Source organism: Paenibacillus mendelii (assembly GCF_024498075.1).
Classification (GTDB): Bacteria; Bacillota; Bacilli; order Paenibacillales; family Paenibacillaceae; genus Paenibacillus_Z; species Paenibacillus_Z mendelii.
Genome location: NZ_JANHOF010000012.1, coordinates 148,870 through 171,995 on the forward strand (window position 1 = coordinate 148,870; position 23,126 = coordinate 171,995).

Sequence of the window (23,126 nt, forward strand, 5' to 3'; positions counted from 1 at the left end):
TCATTATTGCGGAAGCATGATCTACCACTTCGATTACACGTATGCCTATAAGCCGGGTGATGCAGCTCCGGGTGTTGTGATGGAATTCGGAACCTATGATGCGGTTACGATGGAGGTTCGCGTGAATGGAAGGACTGCGGCGCAGGTCCCTTGGCGGGAAGCCGGCCGGGTAGATCTGACTCCTTGGCTGGTCGAGGGCAGCAACCGAATCGACATTGAAGTGATGGGAAGTCCACGCAATCTGTTCGGACCGTTTCACCAGAAGGGGACTCATAATGTGTGGGTGGATTGGACGTATTTTAACCGCGAAGGTTCCAGGCTGGAGCCGAATTACGTTGTGAAGCCGTATGGACTGACAAGTCCCATCAATTTATTCTTAACCTAACGCTCAGGAGGAATTACCGTGCGCAATTACGCGAGTCAACGCTATAAGAACGAATGGTTCAGACATCCTGTGATCGGCGACCCTTCGTTCGATACGTTTCGAAGGCATACCCACAATCCCATCTATAGAGGGCAATACCCATTCGAATGGCCGGTGAACGGTTCCCTATTCAGAGATCCGGTATCGAATCGGTTATATATGTATATTTCGCTTTATTACAAAGGGTATTGGTCGATTAAGGACCCGGATCAGAGCTTGCACTGCATCGCGTACAGATCAGACGATGAGGGATTAACCTGGCAGGAAGTCGGACTTATGTTAGAGGGGAGCAAGCATTCCTATGACAGTGAGGAGGGCATGCGCGGAGGTGCTGCCGACATGTGCGTGGTCTATGACCAAGGTGTGTACCATGCGCTGTTTGGGTGGGCTACATCTGCCAATACCGATGGCGGAATCGGCTATGCAAGCGCTTCTTCGCCGGAAGGTCCCTTTATTATATCGGATACGCCCATTCATCAAGAGACCCGACAACCATTGCTGGGAGGCAAATATAAACGGGTGTATGCTTCCTCGCTCATTAAGCGGGAGCAGGATTGGCTCATTATCGCGATGATGAGCACACCTAGAAATTGGGGCGGCACATGGGCGCTGGTCAGTATGACAGCTAAGCAGCCGGAAGGGCCTTATTCAGCTCCGGAACTGCTCGTCTATCCGCAAAGCAAGACGTTTCATCCCCCGATCACGGAATTTTTCCCAGCCTTCCAAGATGACCGGTATGTGTATTGCCCGTTTACATCGCTTGCTCTGAACCGCAATTTCCAGGTCATCTACAAAGCAGAGAAGAATCAAGCCCATCTCGCCAGCGCATGGCTTATCGAGAAGTATGGGTCCCTCTGGCATTCGGAAGATCTGGAGCATGAGCAGCAGGGCATATGGGGGCAGACATTAGCAGGCCTGTTGGAGCAAGACGGGCGATTGCGCGTCATGTATCCCGCGAAGTCAGCGCCGGATACCGATCAGGGTACGATTAATTATGCGGAATGCGATTGGAATGAGATTGACGGCAATGACAGCTTCTGGTTGTCTGCACCTAATGGGCCTGCACTTTCCTTCATTCAGCAGGAGTATGAACAATTCGTTCTGGAGGCAAAGCTGCATTCGGGCGGCGAGAAGTCGGTGCTGTGGGCTTATGATAGTCCGATCGGTCCCGACATCACAACAGCTGGCGCTTCGCTGCATCCGCTCATGGCAAGGAATAGGATGGAGTTACGTTGGGCGGACGGGAAGTGGAGCTTGATCGATACGGATGCCGAGGGAAGCAGCATTCTGCTATCGAGCGGAACGTATGCGCCAGCTGTTGAAGTCTCGGATTCGATCTGTATTGGGTACGAGCGATCGGGATCTAGTATTACGATTAATGGAGAAGCCGTGTGGCAGGGAACCCTCGGGATCAGGAGCGGGAAGATCGGGCTGCTCGCCGGCAAAGGGAGTCACATGCATGTGACATGCATGAAGCTGGATCGGACGGGTACATCTGGCAAATTGACCTATTTAAGCTCGGAAGGGTTGATCGGTGCAGGGGAGGCTCCGATGAAGCCTTCCGAATCCATGGAACCGGAGGGCTGGAAGCGCATGGAGAGCGGCCAACTGCGGTTTGGAGCGGGTCATTACACGAATGTTCCAGGCAGCAGGGTCAAGTGGAACTATATCGGCAGCCGGTTTCAGATCTGGAGTCCAAGAGGAAGCGAGCTGGGTCTGGTCAAGCTATATCTGGACGGAGAGCTGACTGCAACGATTGACTTAAGGGATCCATCGGACCAGGAGTCGGCTATCGTGTTTGAAAGCGGCGATGTTCCCTATGGTTACCATGCGGTGACACTTGAGCTTATTGATGGTGCCATGATCTGTGATTCTATGGATTTCTGGACTTAAATCTATTGCGGGTATACGCGATGCAATGGAGATCGGGTACAGTCCGTGACGACAAGTAAATGAGACAATGGGGAGATGCTTAAATGAGAAGAACAGGAATGATGATGCTGCTAGTCATGTCCATCCTATCTATGGTTGCTCTGCCAAGCATGCCGCTACATGCGGAAGAGGAAGAAGAGGACGCGTTTCTTGAGGAAGCGATGTCGCCTTTCTGGTTAGGTACTACGATGTACAATGAATCCCTGCTGATGATTTCATCGGACGGCGAGCTTCCTGAAGCCTCGTTGTTGTTTACACCGGATACGATCCTCTCTGTGAAGAGTGCCCGCCTTGATACCGAGTATGTGGAAGGCGTCGATTGGGAGCTCAGCGGCGGGAAAATAAAACTGCTGGCAGGCTCGAGCATTCCATATTTGACGAGCGAAGAGATGTACCCGGCTTCTCCTCCTCCTAATGAGCAAATACCTAAAGTGGGCGGCGGGTATGTCTTATTCCATGAAGGGACGTACTTCCACGATCGGCAGATTGTCGTCACGTATACACATGCGGCCGATGCCTGGCAAGGTCCTGTACCTGCTTACGCGGGAGAAAGTCTGCCCCATACAACCTCCAAGCTTGCGAACGGACAACCGTTGAAGGTGGTCCTATATGGAGACAGCATATCGGTTGGTTACAATTCCAGCGGATTATATAATGCTCCGCCCTACTTGCCTACCTGGGGTGAGCTGCTGGTCAGGCAGCTGGAACAAACCTATTCCTCTGCGATCACAGCCATAAATCCCTCCGTAGCGGGACAAACCTCGGCATGGGGAGCTGCAGAAGCGCAGACGCGGGTTGCGGCGGAGGAACCCGATCTGGTCATCATCGCCTTCGGGATGAATGACGGTACTGCGGGCGTTACCGCTGCTCAATTCAAGGCAAATGTGAAGAGTATGATCGAGACAATCAGGCAATCCAATCCGAATGCGGAGTTTCTGCTTGTCAGCACCACGCTTGCCAATCCCGAAACGAATTATGCGAATCAGCAAGAGAGCTATCTCGCTGTTCTTGAGCAGCTATCGGGAACGGGCATCGTGGCTGTCGACATGACCGGGGTCCATCAGGAGCTGCTAGCACATAAAAGCTTCGCGGACATGACCGGCAACAATGTTAATCATCCGAATGATTTTCTGGCGCGATGGTATGCGCAGATCGTTTCCGCGACGCTAATCAACTACACACCCAGCACGGGCAGCGGCCAGACGTATTATGTCAGCAGCTCGGCGGGCAGTGATTCCAACAGCGGAACCAGCTCAACGGACGCATGGAAGACGTTAACCAAAGTATCCTCCATGACCTTTCAACCAGGCGACACGATCTTGCTGAAGAAGGGGGACACCTGGACGAATGAGACGTTATATCTCAAGGGCAATGGGTCTATAGCCAATTGGATTACACTGTCTGCCTATGGCACGGGCGACCGGCCGGTTATCTCTCCATACGCATCGCCGGCGTCAATCACGCCGCCAGATCCGGTCAACGTGGCCAACAACGGGCTGCTCTATGCCATTAAGCTGGATAGCAATGCGGGCTGGAAAATCCAAGGGATCGAAATCGCGAATTCCCGAAGCGGCATCGTGTACGTGAATGATGCTTCTGGTGTGCACGACGGGCTGTGGGTGGAGGATTGCTACATCCATGACATTACGAAATGGCCGCTTAATCCATTCCCGGCTGCAGAGAATAGAGCGCCTGAGCTGCAAATCATGCCTTATTCGGTCGGCATCTATACCTTTTATAACTCGGGACAATTTCTGGAGAACGTAACGGTCAAGAACAGCACCTTCGAGAGAACGGATAGCCCGCTGGAAATTAGACATGCCAATCGCGTTGAAGTGGATTCCGTTACATCTACGGAGTCGTACCGGGCGGGAATTATTTTTACCGGCATTAATTATAATTACACCGGGACGCCGATCGGACTGTTAACCAGTAGCGTCGTTCTGCATGCGGGACTTCATGGGATGACATGGGGGACAGCCGGGCTGCAATTCAATGCGGTCCATAATTTCACGGCAGATAACGTAGAGGTCGGATATACCGTATCGCCTAATTCGCCGGATGGAGTCGGCGTTGATTATGAAGGGTTGAACAAGAATGTTACCTTGCAGAACAGCTACATTCACGATAATGAAGACGAAGCCGTCATGGTATACCGGAACCCGCAGTGGTCAGGCGGCATTGAGAATGAGAACACGAGCCTTATTGACAACCTGTTCGAGAATAATGGGATTAAGAATGATGGCGTGCATGCCGCGTTCTTGGTGCAGCAGTACAACTTGAACAATGGCGGCACAATATCGGGAAATACGATTGTTAAGGCCTATCGCCAGCAACCGCTCAATATGATTATAGAGAGAAATCCGCAGCAGAATGAATTCTGGCCTTCTTCTCAATATCAGACATCGAACAATGTGGTGAAGCTGCGCAACGGCAACATCATCCATTACGCCTCGACCGGTTATTCCGCCACGCAGGGGGCGAATGGATGGAGCTATGAGCAGTATGACGGAAGCTCTTACGCGAACATGTCATGGGTTCCTTCGGCGGGCGTATGGCAGGGAGCTTCCAGCAACCTGTATATCGGTGAGGATTGGATGCATCCTGCGATCGGTTCAGATGCTGTGCGCACATGGACGGTTGCAAGTAACGGGAAATTACGGATTACCGGGAAGGTGAATAAGTCCGATTCCGTGCTTGGCGACGGAGTAGAGGCGAGTATTTGGCACAATGGAACGCGGATTTGGGGATCGGCGACGGTTACTGATCTAACAGGAAGCGAGCATGATCTGCAGATCAATGCGGCAGCCGGAGATCAGATCCGGTTCGTCGTGAATGATAAGGGAGACCCTTCCTATGATAAAACGACATGGAATCCGGTCATCGAAGAAATCGTCCAGACGGATTACAGCGCATCGGCGGATTTCAGCCGTACCCAAAACATGTATCAGTGGCGGTATGAGCAGTGGGATGGCTCGGTCTATTCCGCGATCACGTGGGATCCAGCCATTGGCGTCTGGGCCAACAGCCTGATTAATCTGTATATCGGGTCTAATTGGCAGCATCCCGGCAATGGGGTGGAATCCGTGCGCAAGTGGGTTGCCCCTTCAGCTGGAACGGTGCGCGTTACGGGAACGGCCGGCAAATTCGATTCCACGGCGGGTAACGGCGTTATCGTTAGCATCCTCAAGAACAATGCCGTGTTATGGGGCCCGCATACGGTAACGACACTGATGGGAATAGACCATGACATGACGGTAGCCGTGAATGCGGGGGATGAATTATCGTTTATGGTCGGTGCAGGCGGAGACCCGTCTTATGACAAGACGGGTTGGGATCCTATGGTAGACTATCAGTAAGCAGTAAACCGGAGCGGGAGTTGGAGGTAGGCAATTACATCACCACTTGGAGGATCATATGGCGGATATTATAATCAATATGGAGCACACAAGCGCACCGTTGAAACGGCTGCATGGGGTAAATAACGGACCAGTCGCATACGGATCCCTGCTGGATGTAACCAGCTATTATCAGGAAGCGGGAATTCCGCTTGTCCGGCTGCATGATACTAATTACCCGAATCCGGGGGAAGTGGATATTCATACGATTTTTCGCGATTTTGACAAAGACGCGGACGATCCCTCCAGCTATGATTTCTCTCGTACCGATACGTATATCAATTCCGTTCTCGCGACCGGAGCCGAGATTGTCTACCGATTGGGCGAGAGCATTGAGCATACGGCTATTAAATATTACGTTCATCCGCCTCAAGATATGGAAAAATGGGCCCGCGTGTGCGTGAATATCATTCGGCACTATAACCATGGCTGGGCGAGCGGCTATCATCATAACATTCGCTATTGGGAGATCTGGAACGAGCCGGATAACCCGGACCGGCAGTGCATGTGGTCCGGAACCGCGGCGCAATATTATGACATGTACCGCATAACGGTGACCGCGATTAAGCGCTTGGACCCTGACCTGAAGGTGGGCGGGCAAGCGGCGACGATGGTGAACATGCCCTTCACGGAAGGGTTCATCGCGTACTGTCAGGAGCATCGGCTGCCGTTGGATTTCTTCACCTGGCATACGTATGCCAATGATCCCCGTCAAATTACTGCCAATGCGATTCGGGTCAGAGCTCTGCTGGATGAGGCGGGGTTTCAACAGACAGAAAGCCATTTGAACGAATGGAACTATATGCAGGCTGACGAAGGAGCGGATGAAGATACCTGGAAGCTGCTGTGGAAGCCGGGCGGCGAGCTATTCCGCAGGAATCTGTTCGAAAGACAGAAGAACGAAGAGGGAGCCTCCTTCGTTGCGGCTGTTCTGGCTCTTCTCCAGGATTATGCGGTGGATGAGGCGAATTACTATGATGGACAGCCGCATGAGCTGTACAGCGGTCTGTTCGACGGCTACGGAATCCCGCAGAAAACGTATCGCGTGTTCGAGAGATTCAACGAAATGTGCTCGTATTCGAATCGCGTGCAGGTGACGATTGATTCCAAGGCTCCAGGCATATACGGTTTCGGTGTGACGAAGCCAAGCGGAGAGACGGTCTTGTGGATCAGCAATTTCAGCGGCGAAAGCCGCAGCTACACATTCGCCTTCGAAGGCTGCGCCGATCGAAGCCTCTCAGGATGCCAATTCAGCATGCTGGATAAAACGCGGGAATTTCATGAGGTCGAGACGTTAAGCGTCGACCCCGATTGCAGGCATGTGAATGTTCATCTTCCCAGGCACTCTGTCTTCTTGCTTCGAATGACTTGGCTACCCGTACCCGAGGAGACCAATCTGAGGAAGACGGAGAGCTAGATGCAAGAAGCGGCAAATACAGAGATGAATAGTAAAAAGGCAGCCTGGAAGGCTGATCTTGCTCATCAAAGGGAGGTTATTGTATGAAATTGAAGGGAAGAACGGCCATCATTACGGGCTCAGCCCGTTCCATTGGGGCCACGATTGCCAAGCGGTATGCAGCCGAGGGAGCAAATGTCGTGATTAACGATAGATCTTATCCGGAGCTGGCGGATCAGGTTGTCGACGATATCAAGAGCCGGGGCGGGGAAGCCTTCTTCTATCAGGCGGATGTGTCCAAGGAAGCAGAAGTGAATGCGATGGTTGCCGAAACGATACATCGCTATGGCAAGGTAGATATTCTGGTCAATAATGCGGCGATCGACCCCCGTAAGGTCTGGTATGAAATTACGGAAGAGGAATGGGATCATCTCATGGCGGTCAACGTCAAATCGCAGTTCCTGTGTGCAAAGGCCGTCTTCCCTTCCATGAGGGCTCAGAATTACGGGAAGATCATCAATGTATCCTCGGTTACCTTCTTAACCGGGCAAGCCAAGTTCCTGCATTACGTAACGTCCAAAGGGGCTGTTGTCGGCTTTACCCGTGCGCTGGCCCGAGAGGTGGGCGAGTACTCTATTAACGTGAACTGCATTACACCCGGCGCGGTGTACACGGAGACCGAGCTGGAGAAGGTTGGTGCGGAAGGGCTTGTCGGCGTTGATGAATTCTTGGCGGAGAGGCAGTCGTTCTCCCGCCGCATGAACAGTTCCGATCTGGAGGGCGCTTTCGTATTCCTGGCCTCCTCGGACAGTGATTTTATAACGGGGCAACTGCTAAATGCCGATGGCGGCTGGGTCATGCATTAAGAAGAAGCCTGCTGCTTGAATGTAGATCCTCGATTCGCGGAGCTACTACCGGGTGAAGGCGTATTCGTTCGTCCCACTAGCCAGAGGTAACCGGGAGGGAACTATCATGACATTCTCAACAAAGCGCGAATACGCGATATTGCTGTGCTGACGACCTTGTTCCTGCCGCTATCATGGCTGCCGTCTTCGGCCGCGCGGGCTCATGCTGTCACCGGCCAGCACGCTGGAGATCTTTTGTGTAAAAAGCTTAATTCATAATAGCAGGGAAAGGAGCGGGGGGTTATGTACCCCGCTCCTTATTTCTGTTCGGTTTCTATAATAAGTTGAACGAAGAAAGATGAGTGATTAGATCACTTATAGAGAGATCATTTTATTAGTCGGATAGTCCCTTTTTCGGATACATTTGGTACCGTGTCCGCTTGTAAGGGTATGTTAGTTCTGAAACACTTCCGACAAAACAGCTTGCGTTCTTACAATTTATAGGAGGTATTGATGATTGTGTTACGAAAAATTTGTTCCATTACCGTAATTGCCGCCGTCGTCGCGGCCGCCGCTCCAACCGGCGCCGTCCGCGCTGCGGACTTGAAGACACCGTATAACGATCAGTTTGGCCATTATCATACCGTCTTCAAGAAAGGACCTTCCATCCCGAATCTGGACACCTTTTACGTTCCGCAGGGAATGGCCTACTGGCCGGACAAGCAATGGATTCTGATCGCCTATTACTATTACGACCCGGACTTTGCTTCCTTGAAGAAGAACAGCTTGGTCGCCGTCGTTGACCAGCGGACAGGCAAGCATATCAAGAATCTATATCTCGCTGACGAGATGAAGGAAGGCGATATCTACCATGCCGGGCATGTCGGCGGGCTCGCGGTCAGCAAGAGCTATCTCTGGATCGCATCCTCCGCGGAGAGCTCGGACAGCAAATACAACATGCTGCGGTACAAGCTGACCGACATTGAGAAAACAAGCGCGAACGGCCGCCTGTCTCTGGACGAAGGCTTCAAGCTCAAAGCATCGTCTTATGCCACTTATGCGGACGGCGATCTCTGGGTCGGCAAGTTCGATGCGAAGAACACGGCCGCCATGCACCGCTACAATCTGAACAGTTCTGAAACCCCGAGAGCGAATCCCCTCAAGACGTATAAGACGCCCAAACAGATTCAAGGCGTTGCCATTACCGGCAAGCATATTATATACAGCCAGTCCTCCGGCCGAAAAAATCCGAGCAACCTGCGTATGTACAACAAGTCGGAGCCGAGCAAGCTGCAGGATTCGATGACGCTTCCCAATATGTCGCAAGGTTTGGCTATCGCTGGCAGTAACCTGTATATCAATTTTGAATCGGGTGCCAAAGCCTACTTATTCGGAGGGACGTATGTGAAGAAGACGCTCTCCTACGGCAAGCTTGGCTTCATCATTCCAGACTACTGGAAGAAAATCTACGGCCAGGAAACGAACTACGCCCCCTACCAGGGCTATATGAGGTCGTGGACGGAATCGGATGCTTCCGACGATCTGCGCGTGGAGCTCGAGGGTATTCAATATTCCGCCGCAGCTGCGCGCGCCATCAACTCGTCCAAGCTGCATCCGTCGATTTCCTTCAATGGAAATGATTATTTGGACAACGACTCATGGGATTACACTTATACGAACTTCCCTAATCCCGAATTCGACAATTTCGATAAGGATCCGGGCGGCAAAGGAGATGGGGTCGACAATGACGATATCGTTCAGGTAACGGCGAAAGGCACGATCAAGGCGAAGAAGAGCTACCGTTTCGGCTCCTCCTCCGAGCCGCAGAACACGAAGCAGTCGGGCCACATCCGCTTCTATGCTTCGATGTCGTCCTGGAATGACAAGAACATGATTCCGAAGAAAACCGATTATCTCGGTCAGGTGCCGTGGAAATACGATATGAAGAAATAACAGTATCCGGCAGCCCCTTTGCAAGAAAAGGGGCTTTGCCGTGACAGTAAGGAGGCGATGACGATCCGCTTAATCACGAAGGGATGCGGTCTAGCGTTTGCCTGTCTGCTCCTGCTCCTTCTATCCAGCTGTGAAGGAGAAGCGGGTACCGGTCCGGGTCCAGCTGCGAACGAATCGGCTAGCGGCGACGGGGCATCCGCGGATCACGTAGATGCTATCGGCAGGCCGTCAAACGGCGGGCAGGGCAGCAGCAGCGGAGATATACCGGATACGATAGAGATGCTCGGTCTCGAATACAGTGTCAACCGGCCGGAGGATGACCCGAAGGCCATACTCGTCAGCCCGCTGCTCCAGAACTTGCAGTGGAGTGCCGACCGGTTGAAGGACTACGCCGCGCAGATGGACGATCTGCATCGCCGGGGTGATGCCGGTGATGGACGCCTGCCGGTTACGGTCACACTCGGGCGTCCGCTTGGTCTGGAAGCATTCGAGGAATTCGCCGGCCGGTACGGCCTTGAGGTCGACGGCTATCAACTGAGAGGGCTGGAAGCCCAGACCGGCGAGACCTACGACCGGATCACCTACATGGCCGTGCCGCGCAGTGGTGTTCTGATCTCCGAGCAGCTCCGGCTGCTCGCGGAATCACCCGGCTTCGTCGGCGTTATCGCCGTATACGGCTCGATGAAGGCAGAAGACTACGCGCAGCTATCCGAAGACCCGGACATCTTCGTCGCCGATATCTCCTCCCGGTACCTGCAGGACGAGCTGATGAAGCACGAACAAGTACGCGACATGGTGCGTGACGAGGTCTTCCGGATCGAGGTGAAGGTGCCTAATCTGTACTGGGAGCTGGAGGATGCCGGAATCGTAACTTATGACGTTCCGATTGCCAAGTGAAATGCCTCTACCTGAACCCCGGCAGCACTTCTGGCTGCTGGGGTTCCCTTGTTATTTGTCCGTATTTCATGTTACTTTGTTGCTAAGTCATAGAATAGAACTCCCTGCGGTGCAGAAGACGCATAAGGGCGTAATGTGGAGCCGCTCAATAACTGTCGAGGAGAACATAGTGATGCTGGAGAAGTTCTTGCTTTCGATTGACCAAGGAACAACAGGCACGAAGGTCGTTCTATTCGATCAACAGGGTGAAGTTCGCGCATCCAGCTACAAGAAACATACGCAGTATTATACCAAGCCGGGATGGACCGAGCATGATCCCGAAGAGATATGGGCCTGTATTGGGCAGGGTATTCAAGAAGCGCTGGCAGAAGGAAAGATCGAGCCATCCCAGATAGAGGCGATCGGGCTGGCCAACCAGGGCGAGACCGTGCTGTTCTGGGATGATCAAGGACGCCCCTTGTATCCGGCTATCGTGTGGTCGTGCAGAAGATCGCAAGCGATCGCCAGGGAATGGGAGGCGCAGGAGGGCTGGAGCGCGAAAGTGTTCCATAAGACCGGGCTGCGGATCGATCCTTACTTTTCGGCAACGAAAATTCGCTGGATGATGGAAGAGGTTGAGCAGGTTCAGGGCCATATTCGCGATGGAAGTGCAAGATGCAGCACGCTGGATTCATGGCTCATATGGAAGATGACAGGCGGCCGTTCCTTTGTTACGGATCCATCCACCGCCGCAAGAACAATGCTGTATAATACCCGCTTAGGAGAATGGGATCAGGAGATTCTCGAATACCTGGAGATCGATGCAGCGTGGCTTCCCTCAATCCTGCCTACAGCTGGCCACTTTGGTATCACCTCGAAAGATGCATTATGCGGAATCGAGGCACCCATTCGGGTCAGTATCGTAGATCAACCGGCCGCATTATACGGTCATCTGTGCACAGAACCGGGTACGTCGAAGTGCACATACGGCACCGGCTGCTTTGTCTACATGAATATCGGGTCGGAACTGCCCGACCAGCCCACAGCGTCTTTGCTGTCTACCATTGTATGGTCCAAAGACGATAACGTGACGTATGCGCTGGATGGCGCAATTTATTCTGCGGGCTCCACGGTGGATTGGGCGATGAACGAGCTGGCGCTGTTCAGTTCCATAGATGAGCTGCAAGCATGGTCGACAGAGTGGTATCATCGTTTATTAAATGCCGGCGGCGAATACGATCGGGATGCCAATCTATGGTTCGCACCCTGTCTAAGCGGAGCGGGAGCGCCCTATTGGAATTCCGATTTTCGCGGACTTTTTCTAGGTCTATCCCATGGCACGTCCAAGAAGGAGATGGCTAAAGCCGTTCTGGAGGGGATTGCTCACCGGGTAGCCGATGTCATAGATGAGATGCAGCAGGTATCGATGCATCCTGTGACCGTACTGCGGGTGGATGGAGGGCTCACCGCGAATGCCTACTTAATGCAATATCAAGCGGACCTCCTGGGAATCCCGGTGGAAGTGCCGGGTTCGGCAGAAACAACGGCGCTGGGCACAGCCTATTTGACCGGCGAAGCATGCGGGTGGTGGACAACAAAGCAGCTGCGACGCAAGGTTCCGATCACGCACACCTTCCATCCCCGCCTAGATGCTGCTGACAGGGAGGCATTGCGCGGAGAATGGGCAAGGATCATGCAACTAATGACCCGGTTTTATTCGAAGGGGTAGTCAGCAGCTCGCAGACGCTCCGATGAAGGGCGGCTTGCTGCACCGCTGTGCTTCGCTCCACCAAGCAAGCCCCGGCCAATAAGGCCGGGGCTCTTTAGATTTCCTCAGCCGCAGCGGTTCGGATTACGGCTAGTCATGAATAATATTATAATTTATCATGTTGTTAGAACGAGTGAGTAGAACTGCGGCACGAATGCCAGCTTGCCGGGGAAATGAGGAGAAGCACCGGGTGAAGACATTAGCAAGCTATTATTTCTTATGGTATCTGACTATATCGGTATTTATGCCTTATACGAGTCTGTATTTTAGCGAGAGAGGCTTCAGCCCCACCACGGTCGGCCTCATTTTGTCTTTGTGGGCGTTGGTTAGTATCGTTGCCCAGCCCCTTATGGGCATGATCAATGACCGGGTCCACAATCCGCGGACAATATTGATGATTTGCACGGCTGCAGCTCCCCTGCTTGGCCTTGGATTTTATGTTGTAGAAGGACTTGCCGGGATCCTCGCATTATCCCTGTTCTTCGCCTGGTTCCAATCCTCTGCCGGACCGATTGGCGATGCAATCGCGGTGGAGATCACGAGCAGAGAGGGCTATTCATTCGGAAGTGTAAGACTGTGGGGAGCTTTAAGCTATGCACTGGGGGCATTCGTTACAGGCATGCTATACGGTAAATTCGGCTATAACGATATCTTTTTTTATTATCTAGCCGCCAGTACTGCCGTCTGCTTAGTGCTGATGTTTCTGCCCGCAGCCCGGGTCACCCGCCGAAGAATAACGTTATTCGGCCAAATGGGCGAGGTTGTGCGCAATAAGCCCTTTATGATTTTTGTTCTCTCCAGCATGCTGATGATGATGTCCGCCAACATCAACATGAACTTCCTGCCGCTGTATTTTAAAGAAATGGGCTTCGATAAGAGCTGGATCGGCAGCGCGTTTGCGATTGCCGCCATTATTGAGGTTCCGATGTTCTGGGTAGCGGCCAGGCTCAGCAGAAGGATCGGCCGGTACCGATTAATGAGCCTGGCTTCTGTGATCTATGCCATTCAATATTTAACCCTGTTTACGTTCTCCGACATCACTCTGACGCTTGCTGTTCAACTGCTGAACGGGATCGCGTTTGCATTCGTCGCAGGTACGGCCGTAGAAGTCGTGCAAGGCTTCGCGGCAGAGGGAGCCAAAGCAACGCTGCAAACCGTCTATGCAGCCGTAACATGGGGAGTTGGAGGGATTGCCGGTAATGCGATGGGCGGTATGATCATCGACCATTGGGGGGCGCCGGTTCTATATTTGATCCTATTCGGCCTCTGTATGACGGCATCCGTGCTGTTTATCGTAAATAAGTATCACCAGCAGCCCGTCAGCCCAAGTTACATGGGCTAATACACGTAATGGGCAACGGTCATTAGAGGCAGGGGGCCTCTGCCGAATTGATCCGCGCAACCCGCAACCCGCAACCCGCAACCCGCAACCCGCAACCCGCAACCCGCAACCCGCAACCCGCAACCCGCAACCCGCAACCCGCAACCCGCAAGATGGACACTTTGACAAGTGCCTCTCTTGCGGTTTTTTTGTGGCAGCGTCCTTGTCTCACGAACGCCCGAACAGCTCGCAGGCGTACCGGTGTTACGGATGTTTCCCCATTGGAAAGACCATGGAATATTCCCCGAAATCGTGATTTTGTCTTATACCATTGTTGAAATTCGGATTATATAATGGGATACATCGGGCGAATGAAAGGGTTTACATTTGACATTACTGGAGGGAGGCACCGGTCTGATGAAAGCAGAACCATCCATAACAGAACCAGCGGAGCCTAGAAAAACCGGCAAGGCATGGAAGGAAATCCGGCTGGATTACCAGCTGTACCTGATGCTTCTGCCCGCTTTGGCGGTATTGATTGTATTCAAGTATTTTCCGATTTATGGCGCGCTCATCGCATTCAAGGACTACAACCTGGTAGAAGGGATCTTTGGGAGTAAGTGGGCAGGCTTGAAGCACTTCCAGGATCTATTCCAATCCGAGAAGTTCTACAGTGTATTTATCAACACGCTGCTTATCAACTTATATAAGCTGGTGTTCCAATTCCCCATTCCAATCTTATTGGCATTAATGATTAATGAAATTAGACATACCGTGTTCAAGCGTTTCAGTCAAAGCGTGACGTATTTGCCCCATTTTCTCTCTTGGGTTGTCGTCAGCGCAATCTTTGCCAACTTGCTGTCGCCCACGAACGGAATCGTAAACGCTGTTATCGGGTATTTCGGAATCGACCCTATTCTGTTTATGACGGATGAACGGTTTTTCCGGGCTGTATTGGTCACCTCTTCCGCCTTTAGAGAGAGCGGATGGAGCTCCATTATTTATTTGGCCGCGATTATGGCGGTTGATTCGCAGCTGTATGAAGCAGCACGGATGGATGGTGCGAGCAAGCTCAGGCAGATCTGGCATATAACCTTGCCGGGCATACGAAGCGTGATCGTCTTCATCATTATGCTGCGTCTAGGTGCCGCATTAGCGAATGACTTGGAGCAGGTCTTGATGTTCTACAGTCCGATGGTATACAGCGTGGGTGATGTTCTTGGCACGTATGTGTATCGGATCGGCCTGGGACAGATGAAATACAGCTTCAGTACGGCGGTCAACTTATTCCAGTCGGTCATCGGATTGACGCTGGTCATCACGGCTAATGCGATCAGCAAGAAATTCGGAGAACGCGGGCTATGGTGATGCAGGTTGAGGCAAGCAGACATGCGGGGAGGGAGCAGGGCGCATCATGGCGTTAAAAACGAGAGGTGAAGCGATATTCGAAATCGTGAATTATATCCTGCTGAGCATCGTTATCGTAGCGTGCTTATTGCCGCTGCTTAATATTGCGGCAAAGTCTTTCAGCAGCGAAGCCTATGTCTTGGCGGGCGAAATCTTTATCTGGCCAAAAGGCTTCAGCGTCCAGGCTTATGAGATTGTTCTCGGCAGCCGTCGGTTCTGGACTTCCTTCGGCAATACGGTGTTCATTACGGTCGTGGGTACAGCGCTGAATACCATGCTCACGATCTTCGCGGGGTATGCGCTGTCCCGTAAGCGTCTTCGAGGACAGAGTGTGATTATGTTTCTGTTTATCTTCTCGATGCTGTTCAGCGGGGGGATCATACCGACCTATCTGATCGTGAAGGAAATCGGGCTTCTCAACTCCTTGTGGGCACTCATCATCCCAGGACTGGTAGCGCCTTTCAATATGATCATCATGCGGCTGTACTTCTACAATATCCCGGACAGTATGGAAGAGTCGGCGAAGATCGATGGAGCATCCCATTTCAGAATCCTATTCTCGATTATGATTCCGCTCGCTATGCCTTCGATTGCGACGATCTCCTTATTCTACGCCGTGGAGTACTGGAACAATTATTTCGATGCGTTAATCTATCTGAACAAGCATAGTCTGTTTCCGCTGCAGGTCTATCTGCGGGAAATCATTCTCAACGCGTCGAGCGCGGATGTGAATAACATCGATTTGATGATGAATACCGCGCAGGAATCGGTGCGGGGGGCTACGGTTGTGGCGGCTACGCTGCCGATCCTGGTCGTGTATCCGTTTCTCCAGAAGCACTTTGTCAAGGGTGCAATGCTTGGGGCGGTGAAGCAGTAATCGTATTCACATGTTTCTTCGGGAAGGAATTCAGAGCGGTCAGGCGAAGGTCTGAACCATTCTTTATTCATAAATGAGCAAGGACAAATTGAAGGCGGACTATGGGAGGGAATGCTTGTGAAACGTTTGTGGGGAAATAGGCTTCAACCCGTCATGATCGCGATGCTGGCTACGATCATGATCGCGGGATGTGGAGGCGGGAATAACGATTCACCGAAGGGTGATGATGCCGCTGCAAAGGGGAATAATCAGGGCTCGACCGCGAAGGGGAGCGAACAAACGAAGCTAAAGGTGTACGTTCCATCGAACGTCGAGGAGTTTCCTTCGGGAACGAACCTCAATAAGAACGAGATTGTGGATTATATTAAAGAGAAAACGGGTTTCGACATCGAATGGGAGATGCAGCCGAAGGAAAGCGTGGATCAGAAGATTAATATTATGATGGCTTCCGGGGACACGCCGGACTTGATCATTACAGGCAGCAAATCCATCTATGCCAACCTGGCACAGCAAGGGCTGCTCGCTCCTCTTGATGAGGCGCTGAACGAGAACGGGCCAAGAATCATGGAGACCGTCCCTGCGGATACCTGGAAAGCGGTTACGTATAATGACAGCATCTATGCAATCGCGGTTCCCCAGAATCAGTCTTCGACGATGGGGATGCTGGTAAGAACGGATATTCTGGAAGAATTAGGCATTCCGATTCCGAAGACATTGGATGAATACTCGGCTGCGCTGAAGACGATTCATGAGAAGAAGTCTGCCGGCGGACTTATTCCATTATTGGGCGGGGCTGCTGACGGCAATGGCGATGCATTCGGATATATTCAGAGCTTCTCCGGCGCATTCGGGCTTGGCGCACAGTATGTGGTCGAGGGCGACAAGGTCGTACACACCACTACGCAGCCGGCTGCCAAGGAATACCTGTCGTATATGAGCAAGCTGTATGCGGATGGCATTCTGGACCGTGAGTTTCCAGTCAATAAGAATCCGAACATCCAGGAGAAATTGGTTAGCGGGCAGGCGGCAATGGCTACCGTCGGCTGGGCGGATGCGAAAGGGATTATTGAAGCCTTCAAGGAGAAGAATCCCAATGGAAAGCTGGAGCTGATCCACCCGCCGGTTGGTGCTGACGGCCAATACGGCTACCAGAAAAATACGCCTGTACGCGTCTATATGCTCATTCCCAAAGCAAGCACCAAGGTGAAGGAAGTCGTCCAGTTCATCAACAATTATATGGCTGAAGATATCCTGAATGTGGTCTCCTACGGATGGGAAGGGAAGCATTACAATATGAAGGATGGCATGGTCGTCGCTACGGAAGAAGCGGAGAATATCCGTTACCGGATCTACTACCAGCTGTGGGATACGGAGAAGAATTTCTTGAATCGCGTTGCACTGAAGGGCTTCTCTCCTTATTACGATCCGCTTAAAGAATATCCGACCTATACGGAAATTACCAACTATGCGCCGCCGATTCCGGAGGTGGAGGAGAATTCGCAAGCGCTGCTTGATCTGACGAACGAGTATTTCATCAAAATTATTACAGGCGCACTGCCGCTTGATGCCTTCGATGAGTACGTAAGTAAATGGAACAGTCTCGGTGGAGAGGCCTCCCTGAAAGCTATTAATGAGTGGTACCAGACGTTTAAGTAATGTTCTCCGAAGGACGGGAGGGGGACGTCCTCTCCTCCCTAGTCCCGTCTTATAGCCGCCATTGATGATGGTATACTAAGGACACGAGAGTTGGTTTATCATACGTTCTCTTCAAAGGGGTTAGGAGGAACGAATCGTGTTATCGATGGTTATTGTAGACGATGAGGATATTATTCGCGAGGGACTGAGGGACTTCGTCGATTGGTCGGTAATGGGCATCCGGATTACCGGCGAAGCGGGGAATGGAAGGGAAGCGCTGCAGAAGGTCAGGGAGCTGAAGCCGGACATTCTGCTTACGGATGTGGTGATGCCGGGTATGAACGGTCTGGAGTTAATTCAGGCGATCCGGGAAGAAGCCCACCCAGTGGAGATTGTTGTTCTTAGCGCATTCGAGAATTTTCAATACATTAAATCTGCGCTTAAGTATGATGCGGTCGATTATCTGGTGAAACCGTTCAACCAGGTCGAGCTTGAACAGGTGATGGATAAGGTTGTCCTGCAGGTGAAGCGTGATAAGCTGATTGCGGAATTTATTCCGGAGCAGACACTTGCCGCCGGAGGCGGCACCCGGGAGGGGCGAATCTCGCAAGAGATCGTAAAGCTGATTGAACGGCGCTATATGGAGAAGCTGTCCATTCAAGATATTGCCAGTGAAATTTGCCTATCGATCAATCATATGGCGAGCGTATTCAAGAAAGAGACAGGCGATACCGTAGTCGATTATTTGACTAAAGTGCGCATGATGCATGCGAAGCGGATGCTGCGCGATCCATCCTATAAGATTTATGAGATTGCAGACGGTACAGGGTATGCGGACGCGAATTATTTTGCCAAGGTGTTCAAGAAATATGCGGGTCTGAGTCCGAAGGAGTATAGGGACCAGTGGTCATGAAGAGACGGGGATTAACTGCGGGAACGAGGTCTTGGCTGGGGCGAATCGTCCGAAGGCTCCTGCCGAGACGCTCGACTCTACGCGGGAAGCTCTTGCTTTCATACTTAACGCTCATTATTCTGGCAACGGCACTCATTGGATATTTTTCATACTTGAAAGCCACGCAGATCGTGGAAGAACAAGTCAGTGTGACCTTCAAGCAGGCCCTGCAGCAGGCGGCCATCAACATTACGTATCGGCTGGAAGAAGTGGAGAACGTATCGGAGCTCATTCTGATGCACCCGCAATTGCAGCTTATTCTGAAGAGGGAACGGTCAGGGTATGGCGATACGACGACGGTGCAGCTGCTGAACGACTTTCAGGATTTGATCAGTATTGTGACCAATCTGGAGAACAACCGGAATATCTATCGGATTCGAATCTTCGTCTCTGGCGATTCCCTGTACTCCCGCGAGAGCAATAATATTTTTAGAATGCAGGATTTGGACGGCGCGTTGATTAAGCAGCTGATGGATTCGGATGGTCATATCTTGTGGAAGAGCACATACGAGCAGGAATACCTGCCCCGTAATCGGCTGGAGGTCATCTCCATGTTCCGCACGATGAACGATCTGCACAACCTTCGATCCGTAATTGCGGTCGTTGCGATCGATATTCAGGAGAATGTGCTGAACAGCGTGTTCAAGGAGGTCAATTTCTCCGAGAATGGCGCCATCTTCGTCTATAACAACGGAGAACGGATAACGTCCTTCGCTTCTGAGGCGATATCCGAATTCGATGAACGCGATGTGATGGAGAAGATCTCGCAGGCCGATCATACCGAGGATATGCCGATCATTCGATTGGGTGAAACGGATTTCTTCACAATCCTCCAGAAAGTGGAGTACAACGGCTGGGAGATTGCCGCCTTGGTCCCTGTCCGCGAAATCAGGGCTAAGAGTCGAATTATCGGTGAATATACGGGCTATATCGGTCTGCTTGTGATCGGTCTCGCCACATTGTCGGCTATTCTGCTCGCGAATCGGCTGACTCGCGGCCTGCGTACGCTGGTTCTGCATATGCAGGATGTGAAGCAGGGGAACTATGGAGAAGCGATCCAAGTAACCGGCAACGATGAAATATCCGGCTTGCAATCCCAATATAACAGCATGGTCCTGCGGATCAAGGAATTAGTCGATACGGTCTACCTGATGGGCGTACGTAAACAGGCGGCGGAGCTTACGGCATTAGAATCGCAGATTAAGCCGCATTTCTTATACAATACGCTGGATACGCTGAAGTGGATGGGGATCAAGATCAAGGCCGATCATATCGTGTCGCTGGTAGACTCATTGTCGAGGTTTTTCCGGATCGGCTTGAATCGGGGGCAGGAGCTGACAACGGTGGTGAGCGAGCTCAATCATGTCCAAGCCTTCATGAATATCCAGGAGATTCGCTATGCGGGGAAGCTGCATTACTGCTGCGAGGTCGACAGTGAGCTGCTCAGCCGCCGGATAACGAAGCTGATACTGCAGCCGATTGTGGAGAATGCGGTGCTGCACGGGATTCAACAGAAGGAAGACCATTCCGGAACAGTTATCGTACGTGTACACACGGATGATGATCACCTGGTGTTCACTGTAATCGATGACGGGGTAGGCATGACGCGCAGGCAGCAGGAGGTGCTGCTGCGTGAGGATCGAGGAGGCGGATATGGCGTGAAGAACGTCCATCAGCGGATACGTCTGTATTACGGTGAGAAGTACGGCATCGAATGCTATAGCCGCCCGGGGATCGGAACATGCATCCGCATCCGCTTGCCGCTCGCCGTGAATAAGCTTCATGGAAGCGGAAGGCTGCACGTATAGCGTGGGACCGGCGACGGCTCCGGGATAATCAGGGTTTTAGAAATTATCTTAATATACATGTTGGAGGGAATAGGCAGATGAATGTAAATCTTACGTTTGAGCAGCTGGCAAGCTACGAGGAAACGGGATATTTGGTTCTGCGCAATGTGTTCAGCGAGCAGGAGGTTCGATTGTGGCAAGCGGAATGCGAACGTCTGCAAAGCTTGGAGGAGTACGTCAATCCGCGGAATCTTCGGGTAGCCTTTCGTAAAGTCGCGAGCGGTGAGCAGATGATCGAGAAGTTCGATCCGCTGCTCGATGTCTCCCCGGTATTCGCCAATCTGTTTCAGGATGAGCGGATCCTGGCGCCGCTTCGGGATATTTACTTGGATGAGCCGCTTCTCTTCAAGGATAAGCTGATCTTCAAGCTGCCAGGCAATGCCGGCTATACGATGCATCAGGATGCCGCCTTCTGGCACGGATTTCCGTACGAAGGACTCATCTCCGTCATGGTGGCGATTGATGGCGCAACGAAGGAGAATGGCGGACTGGAATTATTCCCCGGCTACCACGACAAGTTCCGCCAGAAGGAAGCACTGCGAAACTTCGACGCGGAAGAGGTGGCGGCGATTGACGCCTCCAAGGGGGTCATCTACGAGACGAATCCCGGCGATATGATTCTATTCTCATCCTTGACGCCGCATCAGAGCGGCACGAATACGTCCAATTCTAGCCGCAGGCAGCTATTCCTGACGTATTCCCCATCGAAGAACGGGCAGTTATATAAGGCGCATTATCAGCATTACCGGCGCTACGTCACTCGCGGAGCCGACGCGAATGCATTGAACGAGAAGTACTTTAAATAAGCCGATTGTGGAAGGGGGCTGTGGGCGTTAGACCACCCGCCTCCATTCGCGCATTTATACTGGAGAGGAGGATCAGCACATGTCGGGTGGTAGACAGGCTGATGCCGCGGCGATTACAGGAATTCCAGGGCTGATTAGCTTCTGGGATTTTCAAGAAAGGGACGGGAATGAATACGTGGCGAAGGGGCTGCATCCGTACCGGCTCAAGGAAATGAACGGAGCTGCGGAGCGGGTGCAGGACGGTGTATTTGGTGCATACTCGGTCAATGTGACCCATGGCAAGTGGCTAAGCATTCCCCGCAGCGATTGCCCTGAACTGAATATTCATGGACCGCAGGCCAAGCTGACGGTGGCCGCATGGGTAAACCGGGCTGTGATCGCAAGCAGGGGCTGCGAGTTTATCGCAGGTATTTGGAATGAAACGGCTAGAAAGCGTCAGTACGGGATGTTCTTGAATTTGGAAATATGGGATAGTGCGGAGCAGGTGTGCGGACATGTGTCGGCTGTAGGAGGCCCGACTCCTGGCTACAAATACTGCATGACCAGCTCAATCGGAGCTACTCCCGTATCCAAAGGAGAATGGCATTTCATAGCGTTCACCTATGATAGTGCGGAGTCGCGGGCCTATCTGGATGGACGGCTTGACCAGAGGGAAGCATTCAATCCGTATTCCTACCCGGATGGACTGTTCGACGGAGGAGAGGAGGGCGCCGACTTCACGGTAGGGGCGGTTAACCGCTCCGGTGAAATCGGCAACTTCTACAATGGCCTGCTGGGCGGACTCGCGGTCTTCAACCGTGCCTTGTCGGAGGAAGAGATTCACTCTCTCCATCAGCAGTGGACGGGAAAGTCATAACGGCACGGTTATGCATAAGCCGGTTTCTCACCGCCCGTTGGTTTCGGGCTGAAGAAACCGGCTTTTTCTATGTTACAACGGCCAAGCTTTATGAACGGGAGCCGCATTGCACCACACCATGGAGTCTGTGCAATCGATGGCATGTTGGACTACTGCTGCTGACCTATGATTTGATCATATAGATCCTCCCCATAGCTGGTAGGCGAGGGCTCCTGACTAGACAGCTTATATGAAGATGACCCCATAGGTGTCCGCTCGGGCGACAGGAATACGGCGTCTTCCAGCTGCCCGGACGCCCAGCTGGCCAGTTCGTAGAAATGTGTCACGATATAGACCCGCAGCCGCAATTCATAGCAGACGGAGACGAGGTCCTTCGCGATAGAGGAGCCTTCCCGCTCTGTCGTGGAAGCGAAGGGCTCATGCGATGTACTCCTTCCGTCCGTATTGGGCGGCCGAGATGGAGTCAGCCGCAGCCTTCATGCTCAGTAAGCATTATAAGTGGTCCACATCCCGGAGATAGTCCTCCATGATCGAACGGATAATCTCGGATACGGAATAGTCTCCTTTGTTGCAGCGCCGGTCGATTTCCTCCCAGTGCTCCTGCGACAAAGTGAGCGATATCTTCCGGGTCGTGCCGATCGCTTTACGGCCTGCCCCCGATTGATTGCCCCCTCTGGAGGCTTTGGATCCTGATGCAGTATTCGAGCTGTTCCTGGGAAGTCCGATTTCTTCATTCTCACTCATGTCATCACCTGTAACTATTTTTACATGATCTGGATGTCAAATCAATTTATGCTACCTTAATCAAACAAGTCCACAGCCATAGGGAGGCG

The 23,126-nt window shown here is 52.3% G+C and carries 18 protein-coding genes; 16 read left to right on the forward strand and 2 right to left on the reverse strand.

Annotated elements, in window-relative coordinates; translation table 11 throughout:
* The first annotated feature begins 16 nt into the window (after window positions 1-16).
* From NNL21_RS26735 to NNL21_RS26810, 16 genes are all read left to right on the forward strand, one after another.
* Window positions 17-385, forward strand: coding sequence for a hypothetical protein (locus NNL21_RS26735; RefSeq protein ID WP_256555497.1), 369 nt, complete (start codon window positions 17-19; stop codon window positions 383-385).
* An 18-nt stretch (window positions 386-403) separates the two neighbouring features.
* Window positions 404-2,317: an exo-alpha-sialidase gene (locus NNL21_RS26740; RefSeq protein WP_204821345.1), complete on the forward strand. Its 1,914-nt coding sequence runs from the start codon at window positions 404-406 to the stop codon at window positions 2,315-2,317.
* An 83-nt stretch (window positions 2,318-2,400) separates the two neighbouring features.
* Entirely contained in the window at window positions 2,401-5,715 is a 3,315-nt protein-coding gene (locus NNL21_RS26745) for an SGNH/GDSL hydrolase family protein (RefSeq protein WP_204821344.1), read from the forward strand.
* Between the two features lie 58 nt (window positions 5,716-5,773).
* Complete coding sequence (locus NNL21_RS26750; protein WP_204821343.1) at window positions 5,774-7,171, forward strand: GH39 family glycosyl hydrolase; 1,398 nt, start codon at window positions 5,774-5,776, stop codon at window positions 7,169-7,171.
* A gap of 83 nt (window positions 7,172-7,254) precedes the next feature.
* On the forward strand, window positions 7,255-8,016 hold the full coding sequence (locus NNL21_RS26755) for an SDR family NAD(P)-dependent oxidoreductase (RefSeq protein ID WP_204821342.1): 762 nt from the start codon (window positions 7,255-7,257) through the stop codon (window positions 8,014-8,016).
* Window positions 8,017-8,508: 492 nt separating this feature from the next.
* Window positions 8,509-9,948, forward strand: a complete 1,440-nt coding sequence (locus NNL21_RS26760; RefSeq protein ID WP_204821341.1) for a hypothetical protein — start codon at window positions 8,509-8,511, stop codon at window positions 9,946-9,948.
* 57 nt (window positions 9,949-10,005) lie between these two features.
* The gene (locus NNL21_RS26765; RefSeq protein ID WP_204821340.1) at window positions 10,006-10,845 is read left to right on the forward strand and encodes a hypothetical protein; all 840 of its coding nucleotides are present in this window, start codon (window positions 10,006-10,008) and stop codon (window positions 10,843-10,845) included.
* Between the two features lie 172 nt (window positions 10,846-11,017).
* On the forward strand, window positions 11,018-12,553 hold the full coding sequence (locus NNL21_RS26770) for an FGGY family carbohydrate kinase (protein WP_256555498.1): 1,536 nt from the start codon (window positions 11,018-11,020) through the stop codon (window positions 12,551-12,553).
* Window positions 12,554-12,782: 229 nt separating this feature from the next.
* On the forward strand, window positions 12,783-13,934 hold the full coding sequence (locus NNL21_RS26775; RefSeq protein ID WP_204821339.1) for an MFS transporter: 1,152 nt from the start codon (window positions 12,783-12,785) through the stop codon (window positions 13,932-13,934).
* Between the two features lie 396 nt (window positions 13,935-14,330).
* Entirely contained in the window at window positions 14,331-15,281 is a 951-nt protein-coding gene (locus tag NNL21_RS26780) for an ABC transporter permease (RefSeq protein WP_204821338.1), read from the forward strand.
* 46 nt (window positions 15,282-15,327) lie between these two features.
* Complete coding sequence (locus NNL21_RS26785; protein WP_204821337.1) at window positions 15,328-16,197, forward strand: carbohydrate ABC transporter permease; 870 nt, start codon at window positions 15,328-15,330, stop codon at window positions 16,195-16,197.
* A 117-nt stretch (window positions 16,198-16,314) separates the two neighbouring features.
* Window positions 16,315-17,853, forward strand: coding sequence for an extracellular solute-binding protein (locus NNL21_RS26790; protein ID WP_204821336.1), 1,539 nt, complete (start codon window positions 16,315-16,317; stop codon window positions 17,851-17,853).
* Between the two features lie 145 nt (window positions 17,854-17,998).
* Window positions 17,999-18,745 carry a response regulator transcription factor gene (locus tag NNL21_RS26795; protein ID WP_256555505.1) on the forward strand — a complete coding sequence of 249 codons (747 nt, stop codon included), beginning with the start codon at window positions 17,999-18,001 and terminating at the stop codon, window positions 18,743-18,745.
* On the forward strand, window positions 18,742-20,592 hold the full coding sequence (locus NNL21_RS26800) for a cache domain-containing sensor histidine kinase (RefSeq protein WP_256555506.1): 1,851 nt from the start codon (window positions 18,742-18,744) through the stop codon (window positions 20,590-20,592). The genes NNL21_RS26795 and NNL21_RS26800 overlap by 4 nt, the downstream gene beginning before the upstream one ends.
* A gap of 77 nt (window positions 20,593-20,669) precedes the next feature.
* The gene (locus NNL21_RS26805; protein WP_204821333.1) at window positions 20,670-21,437 is read left to right on the forward strand and encodes a phytanoyl-CoA dioxygenase family protein; all 768 of its coding nucleotides are present in this window, start codon (window positions 20,670-20,672) and stop codon (window positions 21,435-21,437) included.
* Between the two features lie 79 nt (window positions 21,438-21,516).
* The gene (locus NNL21_RS26810; protein WP_204821332.1) at window positions 21,517-22,293 is read left to right on the forward strand and encodes a LamG domain-containing protein; all 777 of its coding nucleotides are present in this window, start codon (window positions 21,517-21,519) and stop codon (window positions 22,291-22,293) included.
* A 149-nt stretch (window positions 22,294-22,442) separates the two neighbouring features.
* Here NNL21_RS26810 and NNL21_RS26815 read toward each other — a convergent pair whose 3' ends face one another.
* Together NNL21_RS26815 and NNL21_RS26820 are read right to left on the reverse strand one after the other, a co-directional pair.
* Entirely contained in the window at window positions 22,443-22,619 is a 177-nt protein-coding gene (locus tag NNL21_RS26815) for a hypothetical protein (protein ID WP_204821331.1), read from the reverse strand.
* A gap of 166 nt (window positions 22,620-22,785) precedes the next feature.
* A complete protein-coding gene (locus NNL21_RS26820) occupies window positions 22,786-23,037 on the reverse strand; it encodes a ribbon-helix-helix domain-containing protein (protein WP_204821330.1) in 252 nt (83 codons plus the stop codon).
* Between the last annotated feature and the right edge of the window lie 89 nt (window positions 23,038-23,126).

What these genes read in the sequence shown, in the direction of transcription:
- NNL21_RS26755 (WP_204821342.1), top strand. Translation starts at nt 7,255, where the DNA reads ATGAAATTGAAGGGAAGAACGGCCATCATTACGGGCTCAGCCCGTTCC.
- NNL21_RS26745 (WP_204821344.1), top strand. Translation starts at nt 2,401, where the DNA reads ATGAGAAGAACAGGAATGATGATGCTGCTAGTCATGTCCATCCTATCT.
- NNL21_RS26795 (WP_256555505.1), top strand. Translation starts at nt 17,999, where the DNA reads ATGGTTATTGTAGACGATGAGGATATTATTCGCGAGGGACTGAGGGAC.
- NNL21_RS26805 (WP_204821333.1), top strand. Translation starts at nt 20,670, where the DNA reads ATGAATGTAAATCTTACGTTTGAGCAGCTGGCAAGCTACGAGGAAACG.
- NNL21_RS26810 (WP_204821332.1), top strand. Translation starts at nt 21,517, where the DNA reads ATGTCGGGTGGTAGACAGGCTGATGCCGCGGCGATTACAGGAATTCCA.
- NNL21_RS26785 (WP_204821337.1), top strand. Translation starts at nt 15,328, where the DNA reads ATGGCGTTAAAAACGAGAGGTGAAGCGATATTCGAAATCGTGAATTAT.
- NNL21_RS26750 (WP_204821343.1), top strand. Translation starts at nt 5,774, where the DNA reads ATGGCGGATATTATAATCAATATGGAGCACACAAGCGCACCGTTGAAA.
- NNL21_RS26760 (WP_204821341.1), top strand. Translation starts at nt 8,509, where the DNA reads ATGATTGTGTTACGAAAAATTTGTTCCATTACCGTAATTGCCGCCGTC.
- NNL21_RS26765 (WP_204821340.1), top strand. Translation starts at nt 10,006, where the DNA reads ATGACGATCCGCTTAATCACGAAGGGATGCGGTCTAGCGTTTGCCTGT.
- NNL21_RS26780 (WP_204821338.1), top strand. Translation starts at nt 14,331, where the DNA reads ATGAAAGCAGAACCATCCATAACAGAACCAGCGGAGCCTAGAAAAACC.
- NNL21_RS26770 (WP_256555498.1), top strand. Translation starts at nt 11,018, where the DNA reads ATGCTGGAGAAGTTCTTGCTTTCGATTGACCAAGGAACAACAGGCACG.
- NNL21_RS26735 (WP_256555497.1), top strand. Translation starts at nt 17, where the DNA reads ATGATCTACCACTTCGATTACACGTATGCCTATAAGCCGGGTGATGCA.
- NNL21_RS26800 (WP_256555506.1), top strand. Translation starts at nt 18,742, where the DNA reads ATGAAGAGACGGGGATTAACTGCGGGAACGAGGTCTTGGCTGGGGCGA.
- NNL21_RS26820 (WP_204821330.1), bottom strand. Translation starts at nt 23,037, where the DNA reads ATGAGTGAGAATGAAGAAATCGGACTTCCCAGGAACAGCTCGAATACT.